Origin of the sequence: Streptomyces sp., from assembly GCF_019510245.1 — a bacterium.
Lineage (GTDB): Bacteria > Actinomycetota > Actinomycetes > Streptomycetales > Streptomycetaceae > Streptomyces.
On the sequence record NZ_JAEKKT010000148.1, the window covers coordinates 16720 to 37385 of the forward strand.

The window sequence follows — 20666 nt, forward strand, 5'->3', positions numbered from 1 at the left end:
GCCGGGGGCTTTCCTCCTGCCCCGGCGACACGCCGCGAACGGGCGAAGCCATATGCTGCGTAGCATGACGAGTGAGCCGGAGCAGCAGATCGGAGTGGGGACGCAGGACGCGTTCCAGCGCCTGTGGACGCCCCACCGGATGGCCTACATCCAGGGCGAGAACAAGCCGACCGGTCCTGGGGCCGATGACGGCTGCCCCTTCTGCTCCATCCCGGCCAAGTCCGACGAGGACGGGCTGATCGTCCGGCGCGGTGAGCACGTCTACGCGGTGCTCAACCTCTACCCGTACAACGGCGGTCACCTGATGACGGTCCCGTACCGCCATGTCGCCGACTACACGGACCTGACCGGCCCGGAGACGGTCGAACTGGCCGAGCTGACCAAGCAGGCGATGACCGCGCTGCGCACGGCGTCCGGCGCCCACGGCTTCAACATCGGCATGAACCAGGGCACGGTGGCGGGCGCAGGCATCGCGGCCCACCTGCACCAGCACATCGTCCCGCGCTGGGGCGGCGACACGAACTTCATGCCGGTGGTGGGCCACACGCGGGTGCTGCCGCAGCTGCTGGCGGACACCCGGAAGATGCTGGCCGAGGCCTGGCCGTCGGCACACTGAGCAGCCCGTCCGGGGGGTGCCCCCTCTGGTGGAGATCGAGGGCGCGGCCGTTCAGGCCGGACCGCCGGAGGCTCACGCGTCGTAGGTGTCGGCCTTCTTCGGTGACGCCTCCTGGACCGCCCCGCTGAGCGCTCCCGCCCGCGCGTTGAACTTGTCCATGTTGACGTCGTGATCCTTCAGCACGGTGAACGCGGCCCGGTGCACCGCCCGGAGCACCGGCGTGGCCGCGCGCAGCGCGTCGTCGGCCATGAAGCGGTGCTTCCAGGGCTGGTCGGCCCAGGCGTGCCGGAGGCCGAAAGGCTCGGGCAGGCCTATGGAACCGCCGAGCCACTTCAGCAGCGGCGGATACCAGCTGATCGCCGCCCGGGCGGCGAGCCGCACCACCTCGTCCGGGGTGACCAGGGGCAGCTTGACGGTCCGGGTCTCCCAGAACCGGACGGTCTTGGCGACCGTCTTGGTGGGGGCTTCCGGCTTGCCGCTGAACAGGCCGTTGACCGGACCGAGGGCGTGGCCGGTGACCTCGATCCGCAGGGTCTCCTTCAGCACGGTGACGGTGGTCATCATCGTGATGATCAGGCCGCCGTCCCACAGGTGCGGCCACTGCACGCCCAGGTAGTGCCGTTCGCCCTTGCCGAAGTGGTTGTTGTTGCAGATCCGCTCCACGTCGGCGGGTCCCACCTGGTAGTCGGTCCCCTCGGGCCTGGAGACCTCCTTGGCGCCCTCGCCGACATGGGTGACGATCCAGTGCTTGACCTGAGGTGTCGGGAAGCCGCCGGTCTTGAGGTGCTGCCGGTGCAGCACGCTCAGCTCCTTCTCGATCTCCCGGACCACCGTCCAGGCGCGGAACTCGTGGACCCCCTTGACCGGATCGAGCGGGACCAGCTCCTCGGCGAGGTGCCAGGATCCCCAGCGGGTGCCCATGCCGAGTATGCCCTTGGGGCCTGCGTAGAAGACCGAGTTGGACTGCTGCTCGGCGCTGAGCCGGGCCAGGGACTGGCGCAGCTGCTCGGCGGCGGCCTGGTCGGGGCTGGTCGGCACCGCCTCGGGGACCTTCGCGCCGACGCTGCCGCCGGAGAGCAGGCCGTCCCAGGCCTCGCGCAGATCCCTCGCGGTGCGCTCGCAGAGCCGCTTGGCGAGGTACCAGCCGACGACCGGGAGCACGATGCAGCCGCGTGCGTACCAGCCCCAGAAGCCGGCGAGGGGCATCCGGATCAGGAAGACGATCGCGAGGACGCCGACGGCGGCCAGCAGGGCGCTGCCGAACCCGGAGACCCGCTTGTTGTCCGCCTTCAGCATGGTGGCCCGGAGCTGGAAGACGCCCAGCCAGACCAGCAGTCCGGGCAGGAAGAGCACACCGAACACGGACATGACGGCGGTGAGCCGTGTGTCGCGTTCCCGGCGGATGCGGTTGGCGGCCAGGCAGTGCTCGACGACCACCTGGGGTTCGCTGCCGAAGGACTGGACGAGGGGTTTGCGGCCGACCCCCAGCATGCGGTCGATGACCGCCTGGGAGTACGCCTCACCGAAGTTGGGCCGGAATATCTTGGCCCACCTGCGGCCCTCCTTGACCTCGGACTGGTGCCACTCGTTGTCGGCCTTCTTGATCTCCTCCATCGGCGTGTCCCGGTAGGCCGCCGAGGCCAGGGCATAGGTCGGTGCCTGTGCCTCACCGCCCGGCCTGGGCACCTGTGGCCCGAAGAAGTCCTCGAAGCTCATTCCCGCCCCCACTTGCCGCCGTCCCGCTCCTGCGGCCTTCCCGACTTCCGTACTCCGCACACCTGTTGATCAAGTACTCAGGGTATCCCCAGCCACCGACAACCGTCGGCGGACGGCCGAAGCCGCCCGCCGAACACGTGCTGTGACACCGGTCAGGAGGGTTCTTTGGCCTGTTGGCGGATCTTCTCGGCGATCTGCGGGGGCATCGGCTCGTGCCGGGCGTACGAGCGGCTGAAACGCGCCGTGCCGTGCGACAGCGAGCGCAGGTCGACCGCGTACCGGCCGATCTCGAACTCCGGTACCTCGGCCTTGACGAGGGTGCGCCCGCCGCTGGTCTGCTCGGTGCCGAGCACCCGGCCGCGCCGCCCGGACAGGTCGCTCATCACCGCGCCCACGTAGTCGTCGCCGACCAGCACGGACACCTCGGCGACCGGTTCGAGGAGATGGATCTTCGCGTCCGCGGCCGCCTCCCGCAGGGCCAGTGCGCCCGCCGTCTGGAAGGCCGCGTCGGAGGAGTCCACCGAGTGCGCCTTGCCGTCGAGCAGGGTGACCCGCACGTCGACCAGCTGGTAGCCGGCGGCGACCCCCTTGGCGGCCTGGGCCCTGATGCCCTTCTCGACCGACGGGATGAACTGCCGGGGCACCGCGCCGCCGACCACCTTGTCGACGAACTCGATGCCGGAGCCGCCCGGCAGGGGTTCCACCTCGATCTCGCAGATCGCGAACTGCCCGTGCCCACCGGACTGCTTGACGTGCCGGCCGCGCCCGGCGGACTTGCCGGCGAACGTCTCCCGGAGGGACACCTTGTGCGGTACGACGTCGACCTGGACGCCGTAGCGGCTGCGCAGCCGCTCCAGGGCCACGTCCGCGTGCGCCTCGCCCAGGCACCACAGCACCACCTGGTGGGTGTCCTGGTTCTGTTCGAGCCGCATGGTCGGGTCCTCGGCGACCAGCCGGGCGAGACCCTGCGAGAGCTTGTCCTCGTCGGCCTTGCTGTGCGCCTCGATGGCGAGCGGCAGCAGCGGGTCGGGCATCTCCCACGGCTCCATGAGCAGCGGGTCGTCCCTGGCCGAGAGGGTGTCCCCGGTCTCCGCGCGGCCGAGTTTCGCGACGCAGGCCAGGTCACCGGCGATGACGTGGGTGACCGGCCGCTGCTGTTTGCCGAACGGCGTGGACAGGGCGCCGATCTTCTCGTCGACGTCGTGGTCCTCGTGGCCGCGGTCGGCCAGCCCGTGCCCGGAGACGTGCACCGTCTCGTCGGGGCGCAGGGTGCCGGAGAAGACCCGCACCAGCGAGACCCGGCCGACGTACGGGTCGGAGGCGGTCTTCACCACCTCGGCGACCAGCGGGCCACCGGTGTCGCACGGCTTGATCTCGCGCGGTGTGCCGTCGACGGTGGTGACCCCGGGCGTGGGGTGCTCGAACGGCGTCGGGAAGCCGCCGGTGACCAGCTCCAGGAGCTCGACCGTGCCGAGGCCCTGGCGGGCGCCGTCGGCGGCCGGTGCGGCGGCCAGGACCGGGAAGAAGGCCCCGCGGGCCACGGCCCGCTCCAGGTCCTCGATCAGCGTCTTGAGGTCGATCTGCTCGCCGCCCAGATAGCGGTCCATGAGGGTCTCGTCCTCGCTCTCCGCGATGATCCCCTCGATGAGCCGGTTGCGGGCGTCCTCGATGTCCGGCAGCTGGTCGGGGCCCGGCTCGGACTCCTTGCGCTCCCCGGTGGAGTAGTCGAACAGCTTCTGCGTGAGCAGCCCGACCAGACCGGTCACGGGCGCGTGCCCGTCCGGGCCCTGCGGGCCGTGCAGCGGCAGGTAGAGGGGGAGCACGGCGTCCGGGTCGTCGGCGCCGAACGCCTCGGCGCACACCCGGGTCATCTCCTGGAAGTCCGCGCGGGCGGCCTCCAGGTGCGTGACGACGATCGCCCGCGGCATCCCGACGGCCGCGCACTCCTCCCACACCATCCGGGTCGAGCCGTCCACCCCGTCCGAGGCCGAGACGACGAAGAGGGCCGCGTCCGCCGCGCGCAGACCGGCCCTCAGCTCACCGACGAAGTCGGCGTATCCCGGGGTGTCCAGGATGTTGATCTTGATTCCGTTCCAGTCGACCGGTACCAGCGACAGCTGTACGGAGCGCTGCTGCCGGTGCTCGATGTCGTCGTAGTCCGAGACGGTCCCGCCGTCCTCCACGCGGCCCGCGCGGTTCACCGCTCCCGCGGTCAGCGCGAGCGCCTCCACCAAGGTGGTCTTGCCCGATCCGGAGTGGCCGACCAGCACCACATTCCGTACAGACGCGGGGTGGTCGGCCGCCCTTGCCCTGCCGGCGGCTCCGGGGTGTTCCTTGACCTTGTCGCCCATGGTTATGCCTCCCGTGCACGGTGAGGTCTCTGTGGGCGCGGGCGAGCATGCCGGGCCGCGTGCGGTGGCGGCTCCGATGACGCCCGCGGTTATTCGAGCTTTCCACTCCCGTCACGGTGCGTCCATACGAAGGACGTGATCGTGCCCGCGGGACCCCTGGCGACGGGCCGCCGGTGCCTCCTGAGAGTGCCCACCCGTCGCACACACGCGCGCGTGGCTACGATGGGCCAGCCGGGGTGGCCAGCAGGGGCCGCACGGCGCAACGACCGTCGGGAAGGCCATGCTGAACAAGTACGCGCGTGCATTCTTCACGCGTGTCCTCACACCGTTCGCCGCGTTTCTCATCCGCCGGGGCGTGAGCCCGGACACGGTCACGCTCCTCGGCACGGCCGGAGTGGTCGCGGGCGCGCTGGTCTTCTTCCCCCGGGGCGAGTTCTTCTGGGGCACGATCGTGATCACGCTGTTCGTCTTCTCGGACCTGGTGGACGGCAACATGGCCCGCCAGCTGGGCCGCACCAGCCGCTGGGGCGCCTTCCTGGACTCCACCCTGGACCGGGTCGCCGACGGCGCGATCTTCGGCGGCTTCGCCCTCTGGTACGCCGGCAACGGCGACAACAACGTCCTGTGCGCCGTATCCATCTTCTGCCTGGCCAGCGGCCAGGTGGTGTCGTACACCAAAGCGCGCGGCGAGTCGATCGGGCTGCCGGTGGCCGTCAACGGTCTGGTGGAGCGCGCCGAGCGCCTGGTGATCTCCCTGGTGGCGGCCGGTCTGGCCGGCTTCCACAAGTTCGGGGTCCCGCACATCCAGATCCTGCTGCCGATCGCCTTGTGGATCGTCGCCGGGGGCAGCCTGGTCACCCTGGTCCAGCGGGTCGTCACGGTCCGCCGGGAGTCCGCCGAGGCGGAGGCGGCGGCCGAGCGGGAGAAGGCCTCGCACGGGAGCGAGGCCTCCCAGTGACCGCCGCCGACCGGCTCACCGACTCCCTGTACGGTCTCGGCTGGAGCACCGTCAAGAAGCTTCCCGAACCGGTCGCCGTGCGCCTCGGCGACTCCATCGCGGACCTCGCCTGGAAGCAGCGCGGCAAGGGCGTCCAGCGGCTCGAGTCGAACTACGCGCGCGTGCGGCCCGACGCGAGCCCCGAGCGACTGCGCGAGCTCTCCCGGGCGGGCATGCGCTCGTACCTGCGCTACTGGATGGAGTCCTTCCGGCTGCCGTCCTGGAGCGAGGAGCGGATCCGCACCGGCTTCGTCCCCAAGGACGTCCACCACCTCACCGACGGCCTCGCCTCCGGCCGTGGTGTGATCCTCGCGCTGCCGCACCTGGCCAACTGGGACCTGGCCGGCGCCTGGGTCACCACCGAGCTGGAGACCCCGTTCACGACGGTCGCCGAGCGGCTCAAGCCGGAGACCCTGTACGACCGTTTCGTCGCCTACCGCCAGGGCCTCGGCATGGAGGTCCTCCCGCACAGCGGCGGCACCGCCTTCGGCACCCTGGCCCGCAGGCTGCGCGACGGCGGCCTGGTCTGCCTGGTCGCCGACCGTGACCTGTCCGCCTCCGGCATCGAGGTCGGCTTCTTCGGCGACACCGCGCGGATGCCCGCCGGGCCCGCCCTGCTGGCCCAGCAGACCGGCGCGCTCCTGCTGCCCGTGACGCTCTGGTACGACGACACCCCCGTCATGAAGGGCCGGGTGCACGCCCCGATCGAGGTACCCGAGTCAGGTGACAAGGCGTCGAGGACGTCTGTCATGACACAGGCGCTGGCCGACGCCTTCGCCACCGGGATCGCCGACCATCCGGAGGACTGGCACATGCTCCAGCGCTTGTGGCTCGCCGACCTCGACCCCGCGAAGGGACCGTCGTGAGGATCGGCATCGTCTGCCCCTACTCCTGGGACGTCCCGGGTGGCGTCCAGTTCCACATCCGCGACCTCGCCGAGTACTTCATCCGCCTGGGCCACGAGGTCTCCGTCCTCGCCCCCGCCGACGACGACACTCCGCTCCCGCCCTACGTCGTCTCGGCCGGCCGCGCGGTCCCGGTGCCGTACAACGGCTCGGTGGCCCGCCTCAACTTCGGCTTCCTGTCCGCCGCGCGGGTGCGCCGCTGGCTGCACGACGGCGCGTTCGACGTGGTCCACATCCACGAGCCGATCTCCCCGTCCCTCGGCCTGCTGACCTGCTGGGCGGCGCAGGGTCCGATGGTGGCGACCTTCCACACCTCCAACCCGCGCTCCCGCGCGATGATCGCCGCGTACTCGATCCTCCAGGCGGCCCTGGAGAAGATCAGCGCCCGGATCGCCGTCAGCGAGTACGCCCGCCGCACCCTGGTCGAGCACCTCGGCGGCGACGCCGTCGTGATCCCCAACGGCGTCGACGTCGACTTCTTCGCCAGGGCCGAGCCGCGCCCCGAGTGGCAGGGGGACACCATCGGCTTCATCGGCCGCATCGACGAGCCCCGCAAGGGCCTCCCGGTGCTGATGAAGGCCCTGCCCAAGATCCTCGCCGCCCGCCCGGGGGCCCGGCTCCTGGTGGCCGGCCGGGGCGACGAGGAGGCCGCGGTCGAGTCCCTGCCCGCCGAGCTGCGCTCCCGTGTCGAGTTCCTCGGCATGATCAGTGACGAGGACAAGGCCCGCTTCCTGCGCAGCCTCGACCTGTACATCGCCCCGAACACGGGCGGCGAGAGCTTCGGGATAATCCTGGTGGAAGCCCTGTCCGCGGGCGCCCCGGTCCTCGCCTCCGACCTCGACGCCTTCGCCCAGGTCCTGGACCAGGGCGCGGCGGGTGAGCTCTTCGCCAACGAGGACGCGGACGCGCTGGCGGAAGCGGCGGTACGGCTCCTTTCGGACCCCGAGCGCCGGGCCGAGCTGCGGGAACGGGGAAGCGTCCACGTGCGCCGGTTCGACTGGGCGACGGTCGGCGCGGACATCCTGTCCGTCTACGAGACGGTGACGGCGGGGGCGGCGGCGGTGGCGGCGGACGAGCGGTCGGGGCTGCGGGCGCGGTTCGGGCTGGCGCGGGACTAGGCGCTCCGCTGGAAGCGCCGCGATGTGTCGTCTGCCGTCCGTAGTGTGCGGCGCCGTCGTGGCTTGGCGCGCCCCCCCAGCCTTCGGCCGGGGGTGCCCCCAGCGCCCCTGACGGGGCGCTGTCGTGGGCGTCTGCTATAGCGTTCCGCCCGTGAGCGCTTCCCTCGTCTGGACTCTCTGGATCCTTGCCGCCCTCGTGGTGGTCGGCCTGTACCTGAGCTGGACCGCAGGCCGGCTCGACCGGCTGCACTCGCGTATCGACGCGGCCCGTGCCGCCCTCGACGCCCAGTTGCTGCGGCGCGCCTCGGTGGCACAGGAGCTGGCGACCTCCGGGGTGCTGGATCCCGCCTCCTCGATCGTGCTGTACGAGGCCGCGCACGCGGCCCGGCAGGCCGAGGAGGAGCAGCGGGAGGTCGCGGAGAGCGAGCTGAGCCAGGCCCTGCGGGCCGTCTTCGAGCACCCGCAGCAGGTCGAGGAGGTCCGCCAGGCCCCCGGCGGCGACGCCGCCGCGAGCGAGCTGGCCGAGGCCGTACGCCGGGTCCCGATGGCCCGCCGTTTCCACAACGACGCCGTCGGCGCGGCCCGCCGGCTGCGCGAACACCGCAAGGTCCGCTGGTTCCGGCTGGCCGGGCACGCCCCCTTCCCGCTGGCCTTCGAGATGGACGACGAACCGCCTGCCGCCCTGGTGGACCGCACGGCCTGACCGGAAAACGATCCACCGCCTTCCCATTGGCCCTTGCTGTGGACTGGTCCACTCGCGTTTCCTCGGTGTTTGCAGAAACCCTCTTTCAGCGAGTGAGGTCACCCGTGTCCACCAGTGAGAACCAGACCCCCGAGACCGGCACCGCCCGTGTGAAGCGCGGCATGGCCGAACAGCTCAAGGGCGGCGTGATCATGGACGTCGTCACGCCGGAGCAGGCGAAGATCGCCGAGGACGCGGGCGCCGTCGCCGTCATGGCCCTGGAGCGGGTCCCGGCCGACATCCGCAAGGACGGCGGGGTGGCCCGGATGTCCGACCCGGACATGATCGAGGGCATCATCGAGGCCGTGTCGATCCCGGTGATGGCCAAGTCCCGGATCGGCCACTTCGTCGAGGCCCAGGTCCTGCAGTCGCTCGGCGTCGACTACATCGACGAGTCCGAGGTCCTCACCCCGGCCGACGAGGTCAACCACTCCGACAAGTGGGCCTTCACCACCCCCTTCGTCTGCGGCGCGACCAACCTCGGCGAGGCCCTGCGCCGGATCGCCGAGGGCGCGGCCATGATCCGCTCCAAGGGCGAGGCCGGCACCGGCAACGTCGTCGAGGCCGTCCGCCACCTGCGCCAGATCAAGGGCGAGATCGCCAAGCTGCGCGGCTGCGACAACAACGAGCTGTACGCCGCCGCCAAGGAACTGCGCGCCCCCTACGAGCTGGTCAAGGAGGTCGCCGAGCTCGGGAAGCTGCCGGTCGTGCTGTTCTCCGCCGGCGGCGTCGCCACCCCCGCCGACGCGGCCCTGATGCGTCAGCTCGGCGCCGAGGGCGTCTTCGTCGGCTCCGGCATCTTCAAGTCCGGCGACCCGGCCAAGCGCGCCGCCGCCATCGTCAAGGCGACCACCTTCTACGACGACCCCAAGATCATCGCGGACGCGTCCCGCAACCTCGGCGAGGCCATGGTCGGCATCAACTGCGACACCCTCCCCGAGGCCGAGCGCTACGCCAACCGCGGCTGGTAAGGCCAGAGGGTTTCGCAGACATGACCGACGCACCTGTCATAGGCGTCCTGGCCCTCCAGGGCGACGTACGGGAGCACCTCATCGCCCTGGCCGCGGCCGACGCCGTGGCCAGGCCGGTCAGGCGCCCCGAGGAACTCGCCGAGGTGGACGGCCTCGTCATCCCCGGCGGCGAGTCCACCACCATCTCCAAGCTGGCCGTCCTGTTCGGCGTGATGGAGCCCCTCCGCGCGCGTGTGCGCGACGGAATGCCCGTCTACGGCACCTGCGCCGGCATGATCATGCTCGCCGACAAGATCCTCGACCCGCGCTCGGGCCAGGAGACGATCGGCGGCATCGACATGATCGTGCGCCGCAACGCCTTCGGGCGGCAGAACGAGTCGTTCGAGGCGGCGGTCGACGTCCGCGGGATCGACGGCGATCCTGTAGAGGGCGTGTTCATCCGCGCTCCCTGGGTCGAGTCGGTCGGCGCCGGGGCAGAGGTGCTCGCCGAGCACGACGGCCACATCGTCGCGGTCCGCCAGGGCAACGTGCTCGCCACCTCGTTCCACCCGGAACTGACCGGCGACCACCGTGTGCACGCCCTGTTCGTCGACATGGTGCACGCGAACCGGGCGACGGAGTCCTAGTAGGATCTCTGGCGTTCGTTGTTGGATGGGTTACGCGAAGGAGACAGGCAGATGTCCGGCCACTCTAAATGGGCTACGACGAAGCACAAGAAGGCCGTGATCGACGCCAAGCGCGGCAAGCTCTTCGCGAAGCTCATCAAGAACATCGAGGTCGCGGCCCGCATGGGCGGGGTCGACATCGAGGGCAACCCGACTCTCTACGACGCCATCCAGAAGGCGAAGAAGCAGTCGGTCCCGAACAAGAACATCGACTCCGCGGTCAAGCGCGGCGGTGGCCTCGAGGCCGGTGGCGCCGACTACGAGACGATCATGTACGAGGGCTACGGCCCGAACGGCGTCGCGGTGCTCATCGAGTGCCTCACGGACAACCGCAACCGCGCCGCCTCCGACGTCCGCGTCGCCATGACCCGCAACGGCGGTTCGATGGCCGACCCGGGCTCGGTGTCGTACCTCTTCAACCGCAAGGGCGTCGTGATCGTCCCCAAGGGCGAGCTGAGCGAGGACGACGTGCTCGGCGCGGTCCTGGACGCGGGCGCCGAGGAGGTCAACGACCTCGGTGAGTCCTTCGAGGTGCTGAGCGAGGCCACCGACCTGGTCGCCGTCCGCACCGCCCTCCAGGACTCCGGGATCGACTACGACTCCGCCGAGGCCAACTTCGTCCCGACCATGCAGGTCGAGCTGGACGAGGAGGGCGCCAAGAAGATCTTCAAGCTGATCGACGCCCTCGAGGACAGCGACGACGTGCAGAACGTCTTCGCCAACTTCGACGTCAGCGACGAGGTCATGGAGAAGGTCGACGCGTAGCGCAGCCTCGGGCTGAGCGGACTCGGCGGGCCGGTGGGACACGTCCCACCGGCCCGCCGCCGTTGTCGGTGGTAGCGACTAGCCTGGCACCATCCGTCGATCACCGTCCATGGACCGCAACCATCAATTGAGGAACCACGACGGCGCTCAGCCAGGTCCGCGAGAGCGGCGGCGGCTCAGCCGCAAAGAGGGGAGGGGCGCGGTGCGCGTACTGGGGGTGGACCCCGGGCTGACGCGGTGTGGTGTCGGCGTCGTCGAGGGTGTCGCCGGGCGGCCGCTCACCATGGTCGGCGTGGGGGTCGTACGGACACCCGCGGACGCTGAGCTCGGCCATCGCCTCGTCGCCATCGAGCAGGGCATCGAGCGGTGGCTGGACGAGCACCGGCCCGAGTTCGTCGCCGTGGAGCGGGTGTTCAGCCAGCACAACGTACGGACCGTGATGGGCACCGCCCAGGCCAGCGCCGTCGCCATGCTGTGCGCCGCCCGCCGGGGCATCCCGGTCGCCCTGCACACCCCCAGCGAGGTCAAGGCCGCCGTCACCGGCTCCGGGCGCGCCGACAAGGCCCAGGTCGGCGCCATGGTCACCCGGCTGCTCAGGCTCGGCGCCCCGCCCAAGCCCGCGGACGCCGCCGACGCCCTCGCACTCGCCATCTGCCACATCTGGCGCGCCCCCGCGCAGAACCGACTCCAGCAGGCCGTCGCCCTGCATGCAGCCAACGCAACGAAAGGCCGTACGGCATGATCGCGTTCGTCAGCGGCCCGGTCGCCGCCCTCGCCCCGGACTCGGCCGTCGTCGAGGTGGGCGGGATCGGCATCGCCGTCCAGTGCACCCCCAACACGCTGTCCGGACTGCGCACGGGCCAGCCCGCCAGGCTCGCCACCTCCCTGGTCGTACGCGAGGACTCGCTCACCCTCTACGGCTTCGTGGACGACGACGAGCGCCAGGTCTTCGAGCTGCTCCAGACGGCGAGCGGGGTCGGCCCGCGGCTCGCCCAGGCCATGCTCGCCGTGCACAGCCCGGACGCGCTGCGCCGCGCGGTCGCCACGGGTGACGAGAAGGCGCTGATCGCCGTCCCCGGCATCGGCAAGAAGGGCGCGCAGAAGCTGCTGCTGGAGCTGAAGGACCGCCTCGGCGAACCCCTGGGATCCGCCCCCGCGATCGGCGCCCCGGTCACCCAGGGCTGGCGCGACCAGCTGCACGCCGCCCTGATCGGCCTGGGGTACGCGACCCGGGAGGCCGAGGAGGCCGTCACCGCCGTGGCCCCGCAGGCCGAGGCCGCCGGGGGCAACCCCCAGGTCGGCCCGCTGCTCAAGGCGGCCCTGCAGACCCTCAACCGCGCCCGCTGACCCCACCACCGCTGAGGCACATCACTTATGAACTGGGACGACACGACCGACACCGGCGCCGACGGCGAGCGGCTGGTGGGCGCCGTCGCCGACCGTGAGGACCAGGCCGTCGAGGCCGCCCTGCGCCCCAAGGACCTGGGCGAGTTCATCGGCCAGGAGAAGGTCCGCGAACAGCTCGACCTGGTGCTGCGCGCCGCACGCGCGCGTGGCGCCACCGCCGACCACGTGCTGCTCTCCGGCGCCCCCGGCCTGGGCAAGACCACCCTCTCCATGATCATCGCGGCCGAGATGGGCGCCCCGATCCGCATCACCTCGGGCCCCGCCATCCAGCACGCCGGCGACCTGGCCGCGATCCTCTCCTCCCTCCAGGAGGGCGAGGTCCTCTTCCTCGACGAGATCCACCGCATGTCGCGGCCCGCCGAGGAGATGCTGTACATGGCGATGGAGGACTTCCGCGTCGACGTCATCGTCGGCAAGGGGCCGGGCGCCACCGCCATCCCCCTGGAGCTGCCCCCGTTCACGCTGGTCGGCGCCACCACCCGCGCGGGGCTGCTGCCGCCTCCGCTGCGCGACCGGTTCGGCTTCACCGCGCACATGGAGTTCTACGAGCCGCGCGAGCTGGAGCGGGTGGTGCACCGCTCGGCCAACCTGCTGGACGTCGGGATCGACCCGGCCGGCGCCGCCGAGATCGCCGGCCGCTCGCGCGGCACGCCGCGCATCGCCAACCGGCTGCTGCGCCGGGTCCGCGACTACGCGCAGGTCAAGGCGGACGGACTGATCACCCGTGAGATCGCGCACGCGGCGCTCGCCGTCTACGAGGTGGACGAGCGCGGCCTGGACCGGCTGGACCGCGCGGTCCTGGAGGCCCTGCTCAAGCTGTTCGGCGGCGGGCCGGTCGGCCTGTCCACCCTCGCCGTCGCGGTGGGGGAGGAGCGCGAGACGGTCGAGGAGGTCGCCGAACCCTTCCTGGTCCGCGAGGGCCTGCTGGCCCGCACCCCGCGCGGCCGCGTGGCCACCCCCGCGGCCTGGGCCCACCTGGGCCTGACCGCCCCGCGCGGCGCGGCGGGCGGAACCGGCCAGCAGGACCTGTTCGGCACCTGACACCGACCCGGCGGGGCCGCGGACCTCCGGGCCGCGGCGCTGCGAGAACCGGCCCACCGCCCCGGAACCCGGTGCCCGGACCCGCGCGGGTCCGGGGCCCGATCCGCCCCGGTTCCGGGACCTGGCCTCGTGTACCTCCGGTTCCCGAACCATTGCCGATGAGAACGCCTCGTGCCCGTCGTATCCCGGGACCGGCCCCGGACCCGGGCCCGCGCCGCCCGGACGGTCGGCCGCCCGCCGACCAGGTTCCCGCCGCAGACGTGATCGCTTCGTGACGGCGGGGCATTGGCGGGCCCAGGAACCCAGGTGCCATGCTGAGCGTTGTTCCATGCGCGCGGACTCGCTTAGACTCCGCCGATGCCGCCTATGCGGGCGGCGCCGACCACACCCCCATCATCCAGGCCGCTCACCGCCGCGGCTGCGCGAAGGAAATTCCGTCCCGTGAATAGCTTGCCTCTTCTCGTGTTCATCGTCCTCATCGCGGCCATGTTCCTGATGACGCGTTCCACCCGGAAGCGCCAGCAGCAGGCCACGCAGATGCGGAACGAGATCCAGCCCGGCAACGGGGTCCGCACCATCGGGGGCATGTACGCGACGGTCAAGGAAGTCAACGAGGACACGGTCCTCCTCGACGCCGGCCCGGGTGTCGAGCTCCTCTTCGCGAAGAACGCGATCGGCGCCATCCTCACGGACGACGAGTACAACCGCATCGTGCACGGTATCGAGCACGACCTGAAGTCCGACGCCGACGTCGTCCCGGACGACGCCTCCTCCCTCACCGAGACCGACGACGAGCCTGCCGACGCTGCCGCCGCCTCCGACGACAAGCCCGTCGACCTCGGGAAGAAGGACGCCGCAGGGGACAAGGCCGCGGACGCGGAGAACAAGACCGACGGGCCGGCCGAGTCCGCGACCGCCGAGGCGAAGGCTGACGAAGAGCCGAAGAAGACCGACGGCGACTCCGACGCGAAGTAGCCGTGTCCCGGGGAGCGGTGCGTACATCCCACGCGCACCTCGCACCCCGGGCGCGTCTGTTTCCCGCACGGGATCCCGACACCATGTCATGGCCGACCGCACCGACCAGGCGCGCGGCGGCCCGAGAGGGAGTACGAGAAGGTGGCAGCACCTAAGAGGGGCCGGAGCGCGAGCGCCCAGAGCAAGCCAGGGCGCTCGCTGGCCCTCATCCTGATCGCCATCGTGGCGCTCACCGGCGGAATGTTCGCCTCCGGAAACACCACTCCGCGTCTCGGTATCGACCTGGCCGGTGGTACGAGCATCACGCTGCAGGCGAGGAACGAGCCGGGCCAGCCCAACGCGATCAACAAGACCAACATGAACACCGCGGTCGAGATCATGAACCGCCGTGTCAACGGTCTGGGCGTGTCCGAAGCGGAGGTCCAGACCCAGGGCACCAGCAACATCATCGTCAACATCCCCAAGGGCACGAACTCCGCAGAGGCCCGCCAGCAGGTCGGCACCACCGCGAAGCTGTACTTCCGCCCGGTCCTGGCCCAGGAGGCCAGCGGCGCCGCGGCGTCGAGCGCCTCCCCGAGCGCGTCCGCCAGCGGCAGCTCCACCGCCTCCCCGAGCGCCTCCCCGTCGAGCAGCGCGTCGACGTCCCAGAAGGCCACCGGGTCGTCCGCCTCGCCGTCCTCCTCGGCCACCTCGCAGGGCCGCGCGGTCACCGACGCCCTGAAGGCCGGCTCCACGTCGTCGTCCTCGGCGTCCGCCTCCTCCTCGGCGAGCCCCTCCGCCACCTCCTCGGCCGACGCGAGCGCCTCCGCCGCGGCCTCGAAGCTGGAGGCCGAGTACACCGCGCTGGACTGCACCAAGGCCGCCCAGCGCGCCACCGCAGGCAAGAGCGCCAAGCCGACCGACACCACCGTGGCCTGCGGCAAGATCGGCGGCGCCTGGTTCAAGTACGTGCTCGGCCCGGCCCGCGTCGACGGCACCGATGTCAAGAAGGCCCAGGCCGTCTTCGACACGCAGGGCGCCGCAGGCTGGCAGGTCCAGATGACCTTCACCGGCAGCGGATCCAAGAAGTTCGCGGACGTCACCGGCGAGCTCGCCAAGAACACCACACAGCCGACGAACGAGTTCGGCATCGTCCTCGACGGCGAGGTCGTCTCCAGCCCGACCGTGAGCCAGTCCATCACCGGCGGCTCGGCGGAGATCTCCGGCAGCTTCACCCAGCAAGAGGCCCAGAGCCTCGCCAACGTGCTGTCGTACGGCGCGCTCCCGCTCTCCTTCAGGACGGAGAGCGTCACCACGGTCACCGCCGCCCTCGGCGGTCAGCAGCTGCACGCCGGTCTGCTGGCCGGTGCCATCGGCCTCGCGCTGGTCATCATCTACCTGGTGGCCTTCTACCGCGGCCTGTCGCTGATCGCGATCCCCTCGCTGCTGGTGTCCGCGATCCTGACCTACACGATCATGTCGCTGCTCGGCCCCACGATCCACTTCGCGCTGAACCTGCCCGCGGTCTGCGGTGCGATCGTCGCGATCGGCATCACGGCGGACTCGTTCATCGTGTTCTTCGAGCGCATCCGGGACGAGATCCGCGAGGGCCGTACGCTGCGCCCCGCCGTCGAGCGGGCCTGGCCGCGCGCCCGGCGCACCATCCTGGTCTCCGACTTCGTGTCGTTCCTGGCCGCGGCCGTGCTGTTCATCGTGACCGTCGGCAAGGTCCAGGGCTTCGCGTTCACGCTCGGTCTGACCACCGTGCTCGACGTGGTCGTCGTCTTCTTCTTCACCAAGCCGCTGATGACGATTTTCGCCCGGCGTAAGTTCTTCGCGAGCGGCCACAAGTGGTCCGGGCTCGACCCGAAGGGTCTGGGCGCCAAGGCCCCGCTGCGCCGCACTCGCCGTCCCGCCGGCCCCGTCGCCGGCCCTGTCGACCCGAAGGAAGCGTGAGCGATGTCGAAACTCGGCAACCTCGGCGCCCGACTCCACCGCGGCGAGATCAGCTACGACTTCGTCGGCAAGCGCAAGATCTGGTACGGCGTCTCCATCCTGATCACCATCACGGCCATCGTCGGCCTGGCGGTGCGCGGCCTGAACATGGGCATCGACTTCCAGGGCGGCGCCGTCTTCACCACCTCGAAGACCAGCGTCTCGGTCTCCCAGGCGGAGAGCTATGCGCAGCAGGCCTCCGGCCACGACGCGGTCGTGCAGAAGCTCGGCACGGGCGGTCTGCGCATCCAGATCGCCGGCATGGACACCGAGAAGTCGGACGCGACCAAGGCCGCGCTGGCCAAGGACATGAAGGTGGACCCCGAGTCCATCAACTCCGACCTGGTCGGCCCGAGCTGGGGTGACGAGATCGCCAACAAGGCCTGGGAGGGCCTCGGCATCTTCATGGTCCTCGTGGTGATCTACCTGGCGATCGCCTTCGAGTGGCGCATGGCGCTCGCGGCCCTGGTCGCGCTGATCCACGACATCACCATCACGACCGGTATCTACGCCCTGGTCGGCTTCGAGGTCACGCCCGGTACGGTCATCGGTCTGCTGACGATCCTCGGTTACTCGCTCTACGACACGGTCGTCGTCTTCGACAGCCTCAAGGAGCAGACGAAGGACATCACCAAGCAGACCCGCTTCACCTACAGCGACATCGCCAACCACTCGATCAACGGGACCCTGGTCCGTTCGATCAACACCACGGTGGTCGCGCTGCTGCCGGTCGCGGGCCTGCTGTTCATCGGCGGCGGCTTCCTCGGCGCGGGCACGCTCAACGACATCTCGCTGTCGCTGTTCGTCGGTCTCGCCGCCGGTGCCTACTCGTCGATCTTCATCGCCACGCCGCTCGTCGCCGACCTCAAGGAGGCCGAGCCGCAGATGAAGGCCCTGAAGAAGCGCGTCCTCGCCAAGCGTGCCCAGGCCGCGGCCGAGGAGGAGATGGCCGACGCCCGGGTGGGCGGCTCCGACGAGGGACCCGAGGACGCCGCTCCGGCCGTCGTCGGCCCGCGCAACCAGCCCGCCTCCCGCAACCGGGGCGGCCGCGGCCGTCCGTCGGGGAAGCGCCGGTGACCGACATCAAGGAACTGCTGCTCAGCCGTATCCGGGACGTCGAGGACTACCCGGAGCAGGGCGTGATGTTCAAGGACATCACCCCGCTCCTGGCGGACCCCGCCGCGTTCACCGCGCTCACCGACGCCCTCGCGGAGATCGCCGAGCGCACCGGCGCCACCAAGGTCGTCGGCCTGGAGGCCCGGGGCTTCATCCTGGGCGCCCCGGTCGCCGTCCGCGCCGGTCTCGGCTTCATCCCGGTCCGCAAGGCGGGCAAGCTCCCCGGAGCCACCCTCCGCCAGTCCTACGAGCTGGAGTACGGCTCGGCCGAGATCGAGGTGCACGCCGAGGACCTCGGGGCGGACGACCGGATCCTGATCGTCGACGACGTGCTCGCCACCGGCGGCACCGCCGAGGCCGCGATCCAGCTGATCCACCGGGCCGGCGCCGAGGTCGCGGGCGTCGCGGTCCTGATGGAGCTGGGCTTCCTCGGCGGCCGCGGCCGCCTGGAGCCCGCCCTGCGGGGAGCGCCGCTGGAGGCCCTCCTCCAGGTCTGAGCGGCCTACGACCGACGCGGCGGCCGTCCCCTCGGGGGCGGCCGCCGCGCGTTCCGCGGGACCCGGGGCCACCGGCAGGACACCCCTGCGGAATCCCACCGCAGCCTCCGGTGTTTCTCCCGTATACGGTCCTCTGTCCGGCCTGCAGGCGATGACATGGCCCAGGATCGCTACCATGGGCACTCCGGAGCCTGACCGGGGGACCCGGATCGCGCACGAGGAGCCCTCTTGCCAGACGAGGCCCAGCCACTGACAGCCGCCAAGCCCGAGTCCGCCTCGGCGCCCGCGGCCAAGCCCGCGCCGAACGTGTCGCAGACGAAGAACGACACCCGTGGGCCGGTCGAGCACGCCCAGTCCGCACCGGTCGAGAAGTCGGCCGAGACCTCGCGCCCGAAGCCGGCCCCGCCCGAACGCCCCGCGACCCGCCCCAACAGCGGCCAGCCCGCACGCTCCGGCTCCTCCAACCGCGTCCGGGCCCGCCTCGCCCGCCTCGGCGTACAGCGCGCGAACCCGTACAACCCGGTCCTGGAGCCGCTGCTGCGCATAGTCCGCAGCAACGACCCCAAGATCGAGAACGCCACGCTCCGCCAGATCGAGCGCGCCTACCAGGTCGCCGAGCGCTGGCACCGCGGCCAGAAGCGCAAGAGCGGCGACCCGTACATCACGCACCCGCTCGCGGTGACCACCATCCTCGCCGAGCTGGGCATGGACCCGGCGACCCTGATGGCGGGCCTGCTGCACGACACCGTCGAGGACACCGAGTACGGCCTGGAGGACCTGCGCCGCGACTTCGGCGACGTCGTCGCGCTGCTCGTCGACGGCGTGACCAAGCTGGACAAGGTCAAGTTCGGCGAGGCCGCGCAGGCCGAGACCGTGCGCAAGATGGTCGTCGCCATGGCCAAGGACCCGCGCGTCCTGGTCATCAAGCTCGCCGACCGCCTGCACAACATGCGCACCATGCGCTACCTCAAGCGCGAGAAGCAGGAGAAGAAGGCGCGCGAGACGCTGGAGATCTACGCGCCGCTCGCCCACCGGCTGGGCATGAACACCATCAAGTGGGAGCTGGAGGACCTCGCGTTCGCGATCCTCTACCCCAAGATGTACGACGAAATCGTCCGGCTGGTCGCCGAGCGCGCACCCAAGCGCGACGAGTACCTCGCCATAGTGACCGACGAGGTCCAGGCCGACCTGCGCGCGGCCCGGATCAAGGCGACCGTCACCGGCCGCCCGAAGCACTACTACAGCGTCTACCAGAAGATGATCGTCCGCGGCCGGGACTTCGCGGAGATCTACGACCTGGTGGGCATCCGCGTCCTGGTGGACACCGTCCGCGACTGCTACGCGGCCCTGGGCACCGTCCACGCGCGCTGGAACCCGGTTCCGGGGCGCTTCAAGGACTACATCGCGATGCCCAAGTTCAACATGTACCAGTCGCTGCACACGACGGTCATCGGCCCCAACGGCAAGCCGGTCGAACTCCAGATCCGCACGTTCGACATGCACCGCCGCGCCGAGTACGGCATCGCCGCGCACTGGAAGTACAAGCAGGAGGCCGTCGCCGGCGCCTCCAAGGTGCGCACCGACGTGCCGAAGTCGGCCGGCAAGGGCAAGGACGACCACCTCAACGACATGGCGTGGCTGCGCCAGTTGCTGGACTGGCAGAAGGAGACCGAGGACCCCAGCGAGTTCCTGGAGTCCCTGCGCTTCGACCTGTCCCGCAACGAGGTCTTCGTCTTCACGCCCAAGGGCGACGTCATAGCGCTCCCGGCCGGGGCCACCCCGGTCGACTTCGCCTACGCCGTCCACACCGAGGTCGGCCACCGCACGATAGGGGCCAGGGTCAACGGCCGTCTCGTCCCGCTCGAATCGACGCTGGACAACGGCGACCTGGTCGAGGTCTTCACCTCCAAGGCGACCGGCGCCGGACCGTCCCGCGACTGGCTCGGCTTCGTCAAGTCCCCGCGTGCCCGCAACAAGATCCGCGGCTGGTTCTCCAAGGAGCGCCGGGACGAGGCGATCGAGCACGGCAAGGACGCCATCGTCCGCGCGATGCGCAAGCAGAACCTGCCGATCCAGCGCATCCTCACCGGCGACTCGCTGGTCACCCTCGCGCACGAGATGCGCTACCCGGACATCTCCTCGCTGTACGCGGCGATCGGCGAGGGCCATGTGGCCGCGCAGAACGTCGTGCAGAAGCTGGTGCAGGCGCTCGGCGGCGAGGAGGCGGCCACCGAGGAGATCGACGAGTCGGTCCCGCCGACCCGCGGCCGCCGCAGCAAGCGGCGCAGCAGCCAGGACCCCGGCGTGGTCGTGAAGGGCGTCGACGACGTCTGGGTCAAGCTGGCCCGCTGCTGCACCCCCGTGCCCGGCGACCCGATCATCGGCTTCGTCACGCGCGGCAGCGGGGTCTCGGTGCACCGCAGCGACTGCGTCAACGTCGAGTCACTGTCCCGCGAGCCCGAGCGCATCCTCGACGTCGAGTGGGCGCCCACCCAGTCCTCGGTCTTCCTGGTCGCCATCCAGGTCGAGGCACTGGACCGCTCCCGGCTCCTCTCGGACGTCACCCGCGTCCTGTCCGACCAGCACGTCAACATCCTCTCCGCGGCCGTCCAGACCTCCCGCGACCGGGTGGCCACCTCCCGCTTCACCTTCGAGATGGGCGACCCCAAGCACCTGGGCCACGTCCTGAAGGCCGTACGGGGCGTGGAGGGCGTGTACGACGTCTACCGGGTCACCTCGGCGCGCAGCCGGTCGTAGCGGCGTACAGGCATACGACGAAGGGGCCCCGTACGCCGTGTACGGGGCCCCTC

At 70.9% G+C, this 20666-nt stretch carries 18 protein-coding genes; 16 read left to right on the plus strand and 2 right to left on the minus strand.

Features of this window, described 5'->3' with window-relative positions; all coding sequences use genetic code 11:
• Positions 1 to 52 precede the first annotated feature (52 nt).
• Positions 53 to 616 carry an HIT domain-containing protein gene (locus JF597_RS26460; protein WP_293999623.1) on the plus strand — a complete coding sequence of 188 codons (564 nt, stop codon included), beginning with the start codon at positions 53 to 55 and terminating at the stop codon, positions 614 to 616.
• Positions 617 to 688: 72 nt separating this feature from the next.
• Here the strand turns inward: JF597_RS26460 and JF597_RS26465 are convergent, their stop codons facing one another.
• The gene (locus JF597_RS26465) at positions 689 to 2332 is read right to left on the minus strand and encodes a hypothetical protein (protein WP_293999625.1); all 1644 of its coding nucleotides are present in this window, start codon (positions 2330 to 2332) and stop codon (positions 689 to 691) included.
• Positions 2333 to 2484: 152 nt separating this feature from the next.
• On the minus strand, positions 2485 to 4683 hold the full coding sequence (locus JF597_RS26470) for an elongation factor G-like protein EF-G2 (RefSeq protein WP_293999628.1): 2199 nt from the start codon (positions 4681 to 4683) through the stop codon (positions 2485 to 2487).
• Positions 4684 to 4963: 280 nt separating this feature from the next.
• Between JF597_RS26470 and pgsA the strand changes: the two genes are divergently transcribed.
• From pgsA to JF597_RS26545, 15 genes are all read left to right on the plus strand, one after another.
• Positions 4964 to 5641: a phosphatidylinositol phosphate synthase gene (gene pgsA / locus JF597_RS26475; RefSeq protein WP_293999631.1), complete on the plus strand. Its 678-nt coding sequence runs from the start codon at positions 4964 to 4966 to the stop codon at positions 5639 to 5641.
• Positions 5638 to 6546, plus strand: a complete 909-nt coding sequence (locus JF597_RS26480; RefSeq protein ID WP_293999634.1) for a phosphatidylinositol mannoside acyltransferase — start codon at positions 5638 to 5640, stop codon at positions 6544 to 6546. Before pgsA ends, JF597_RS26480 begins: the two co-directional genes overlap by 4 nt.
• Positions 6543 to 7703: a glycosyltransferase family 4 protein gene (locus tag JF597_RS26485; protein WP_293999637.1), complete on the plus strand. Its 1161-nt coding sequence runs from the start codon at positions 6543 to 6545 to the stop codon at positions 7701 to 7703. The genes JF597_RS26480 and JF597_RS26485 overlap by 4 nt, the downstream gene beginning before the upstream one ends.
• Positions 7704 to 7854: 151 nt before the next feature.
• Entirely contained in the window at positions 7855 to 8406 is a 552-nt protein-coding gene (locus tag JF597_RS26490; protein ID WP_293999640.1) for a hypothetical protein, read from the plus strand.
• Positions 8407 to 8510: 104 nt separating this feature from the next.
• Positions 8511 to 9416: a pyridoxal 5'-phosphate synthase lyase subunit PdxS gene (gene pdxS / locus JF597_RS26495; RefSeq protein WP_181801787.1), complete on the plus strand. Its 906-nt coding sequence runs from the start codon at positions 8511 to 8513 to the stop codon at positions 9414 to 9416.
• Positions 9417 to 9436: 20 nt separating this feature from the next.
• Positions 9437 to 10042: a pyridoxal 5'-phosphate synthase glutaminase subunit PdxT gene (pdxT, locus tag JF597_RS26500; RefSeq protein ID WP_293999651.1), complete on the plus strand. Its 606-nt coding sequence runs from the start codon at positions 9437 to 9439 to the stop codon at positions 10040 to 10042.
• A 51-nt stretch (positions 10043 to 10093) separates the two neighbouring features.
• Complete coding sequence (locus JF597_RS26505) at positions 10094 to 10846, plus strand: YebC/PmpR family DNA-binding transcriptional regulator (protein WP_133025988.1); 753 nt, start codon at positions 10094 to 10096, stop codon at positions 10844 to 10846.
• 202 nt (positions 10847 to 11048) lie between these two features.
• Positions 11049 to 11588, plus strand: coding sequence for a crossover junction endodeoxyribonuclease RuvC (ruvC, locus tag JF597_RS26510; RefSeq protein ID WP_293999656.1), 540 nt, complete (start codon positions 11049 to 11051; stop codon positions 11586 to 11588).
• Positions 11585 to 12193, plus strand: coding sequence for a Holliday junction branch migration protein RuvA (gene ruvA, locus JF597_RS26515; protein WP_293999658.1), 609 nt, complete (start codon positions 11585 to 11587; stop codon positions 12191 to 12193). The genes ruvC and ruvA overlap by 4 nt, the downstream gene beginning before the upstream one ends.
• Positions 12194 to 12220: 27 nt before the next feature.
• A complete protein-coding gene (ruvB, locus tag JF597_RS26520; protein WP_293999661.1) occupies positions 12221 to 13294 on the plus strand; it encodes a Holliday junction branch migration DNA helicase RuvB in 1074 nt (357 codons plus the stop codon).
• Positions 13295 to 13735: 441 nt separating this feature from the next.
• A complete protein-coding gene (yajC, locus tag JF597_RS26525) occupies positions 13736 to 14269 on the plus strand; it encodes a preprotein translocase subunit YajC (RefSeq protein WP_293999664.1) in 534 nt (177 codons plus the stop codon).
• Positions 14270 to 14410: 141 nt separating this feature from the next.
• Positions 14411 to 16204, plus strand: a complete 1794-nt coding sequence (secD, locus tag JF597_RS26530; RefSeq protein ID WP_293999667.1) for a protein translocase subunit SecD — start codon at positions 14411 to 14413, stop codon at positions 16202 to 16204.
• A gap of 3 nt (positions 16205 to 16207) precedes the next feature.
• Positions 16208 to 17320, plus strand: coding sequence for a protein translocase subunit SecF (secF, locus tag JF597_RS26535; RefSeq protein ID WP_293999670.1), 1113 nt, complete (start codon positions 16208 to 16210; stop codon positions 17318 to 17320).
• Positions 17317 to 17856 (plus strand): adenine phosphoribosyltransferase, encoded by a 540-nt coding sequence (locus JF597_RS26540; RefSeq protein ID WP_293999672.1) that lies wholly within the window; start codon positions 17317 to 17319, stop codon positions 17854 to 17856. The genes secF and JF597_RS26540 overlap by 4 nt, the downstream gene beginning before the upstream one ends.
• 228 nt (positions 17857 to 18084) lie before the next feature.
• Positions 18085 to 20613, plus strand: a complete 2529-nt coding sequence (locus JF597_RS26545; RefSeq protein ID WP_293999674.1) for a bifunctional (p)ppGpp synthetase/guanosine-3',5'-bis(diphosphate) 3'-pyrophosphohydrolase — start codon at positions 18085 to 18087, stop codon at positions 20611 to 20613.
• Positions 20614 to 20666: the final 53 nt, after the last annotated feature.

Bases quoted from the DNA above. Each gene is read 5' to 3' on its own strand.
- JF597_RS26460 (WP_293999623.1), top strand. From the start codon at position 53: ATGCTGCGTAGCATGACGAGTGAGCCGGAGCAGCAGATCGGAGTGGGG.
- JF597_RS26465 (WP_293999625.1), bottom strand. From the start codon at position 2,332: ATGAGCTTCGAGGACTTCTTCGGGCCACAGGTGCCCAGGCCGGGCGGT.
- JF597_RS26470 (WP_293999628.1), bottom strand. From the start codon at position 4,683: ATGGGCGACAAGGTCAAGGAACACCCCGGAGCCGCCGGCAGGGCAAGG.
- pgsA (WP_293999631.1), top strand. From the start codon at position 4,964: ATGCTGAACAAGTACGCGCGTGCATTCTTCACGCGTGTCCTCACACCG.
- pdxT (WP_293999651.1), top strand. From the start codon at position 9,437: ATGACCGACGCACCTGTCATAGGCGTCCTGGCCCTCCAGGGCGACGTA.
- JF597_RS26505 (WP_133025988.1), top strand. From the start codon at position 10,094: ATGTCCGGCCACTCTAAATGGGCTACGACGAAGCACAAGAAGGCCGTG.
- ruvA (WP_293999658.1), top strand. From the start codon at position 11,585: ATGATCGCGTTCGTCAGCGGCCCGGTCGCCGCCCTCGCCCCGGACTCG.
- ruvB (WP_293999661.1), top strand. From the start codon at position 12,221: ATGAACTGGGACGACACGACCGACACCGGCGCCGACGGCGAGCGGCTG.
- secF (WP_293999670.1), top strand. From the start codon at position 16,208: ATGTCGAAACTCGGCAACCTCGGCGCCCGACTCCACCGCGGCGAGATC.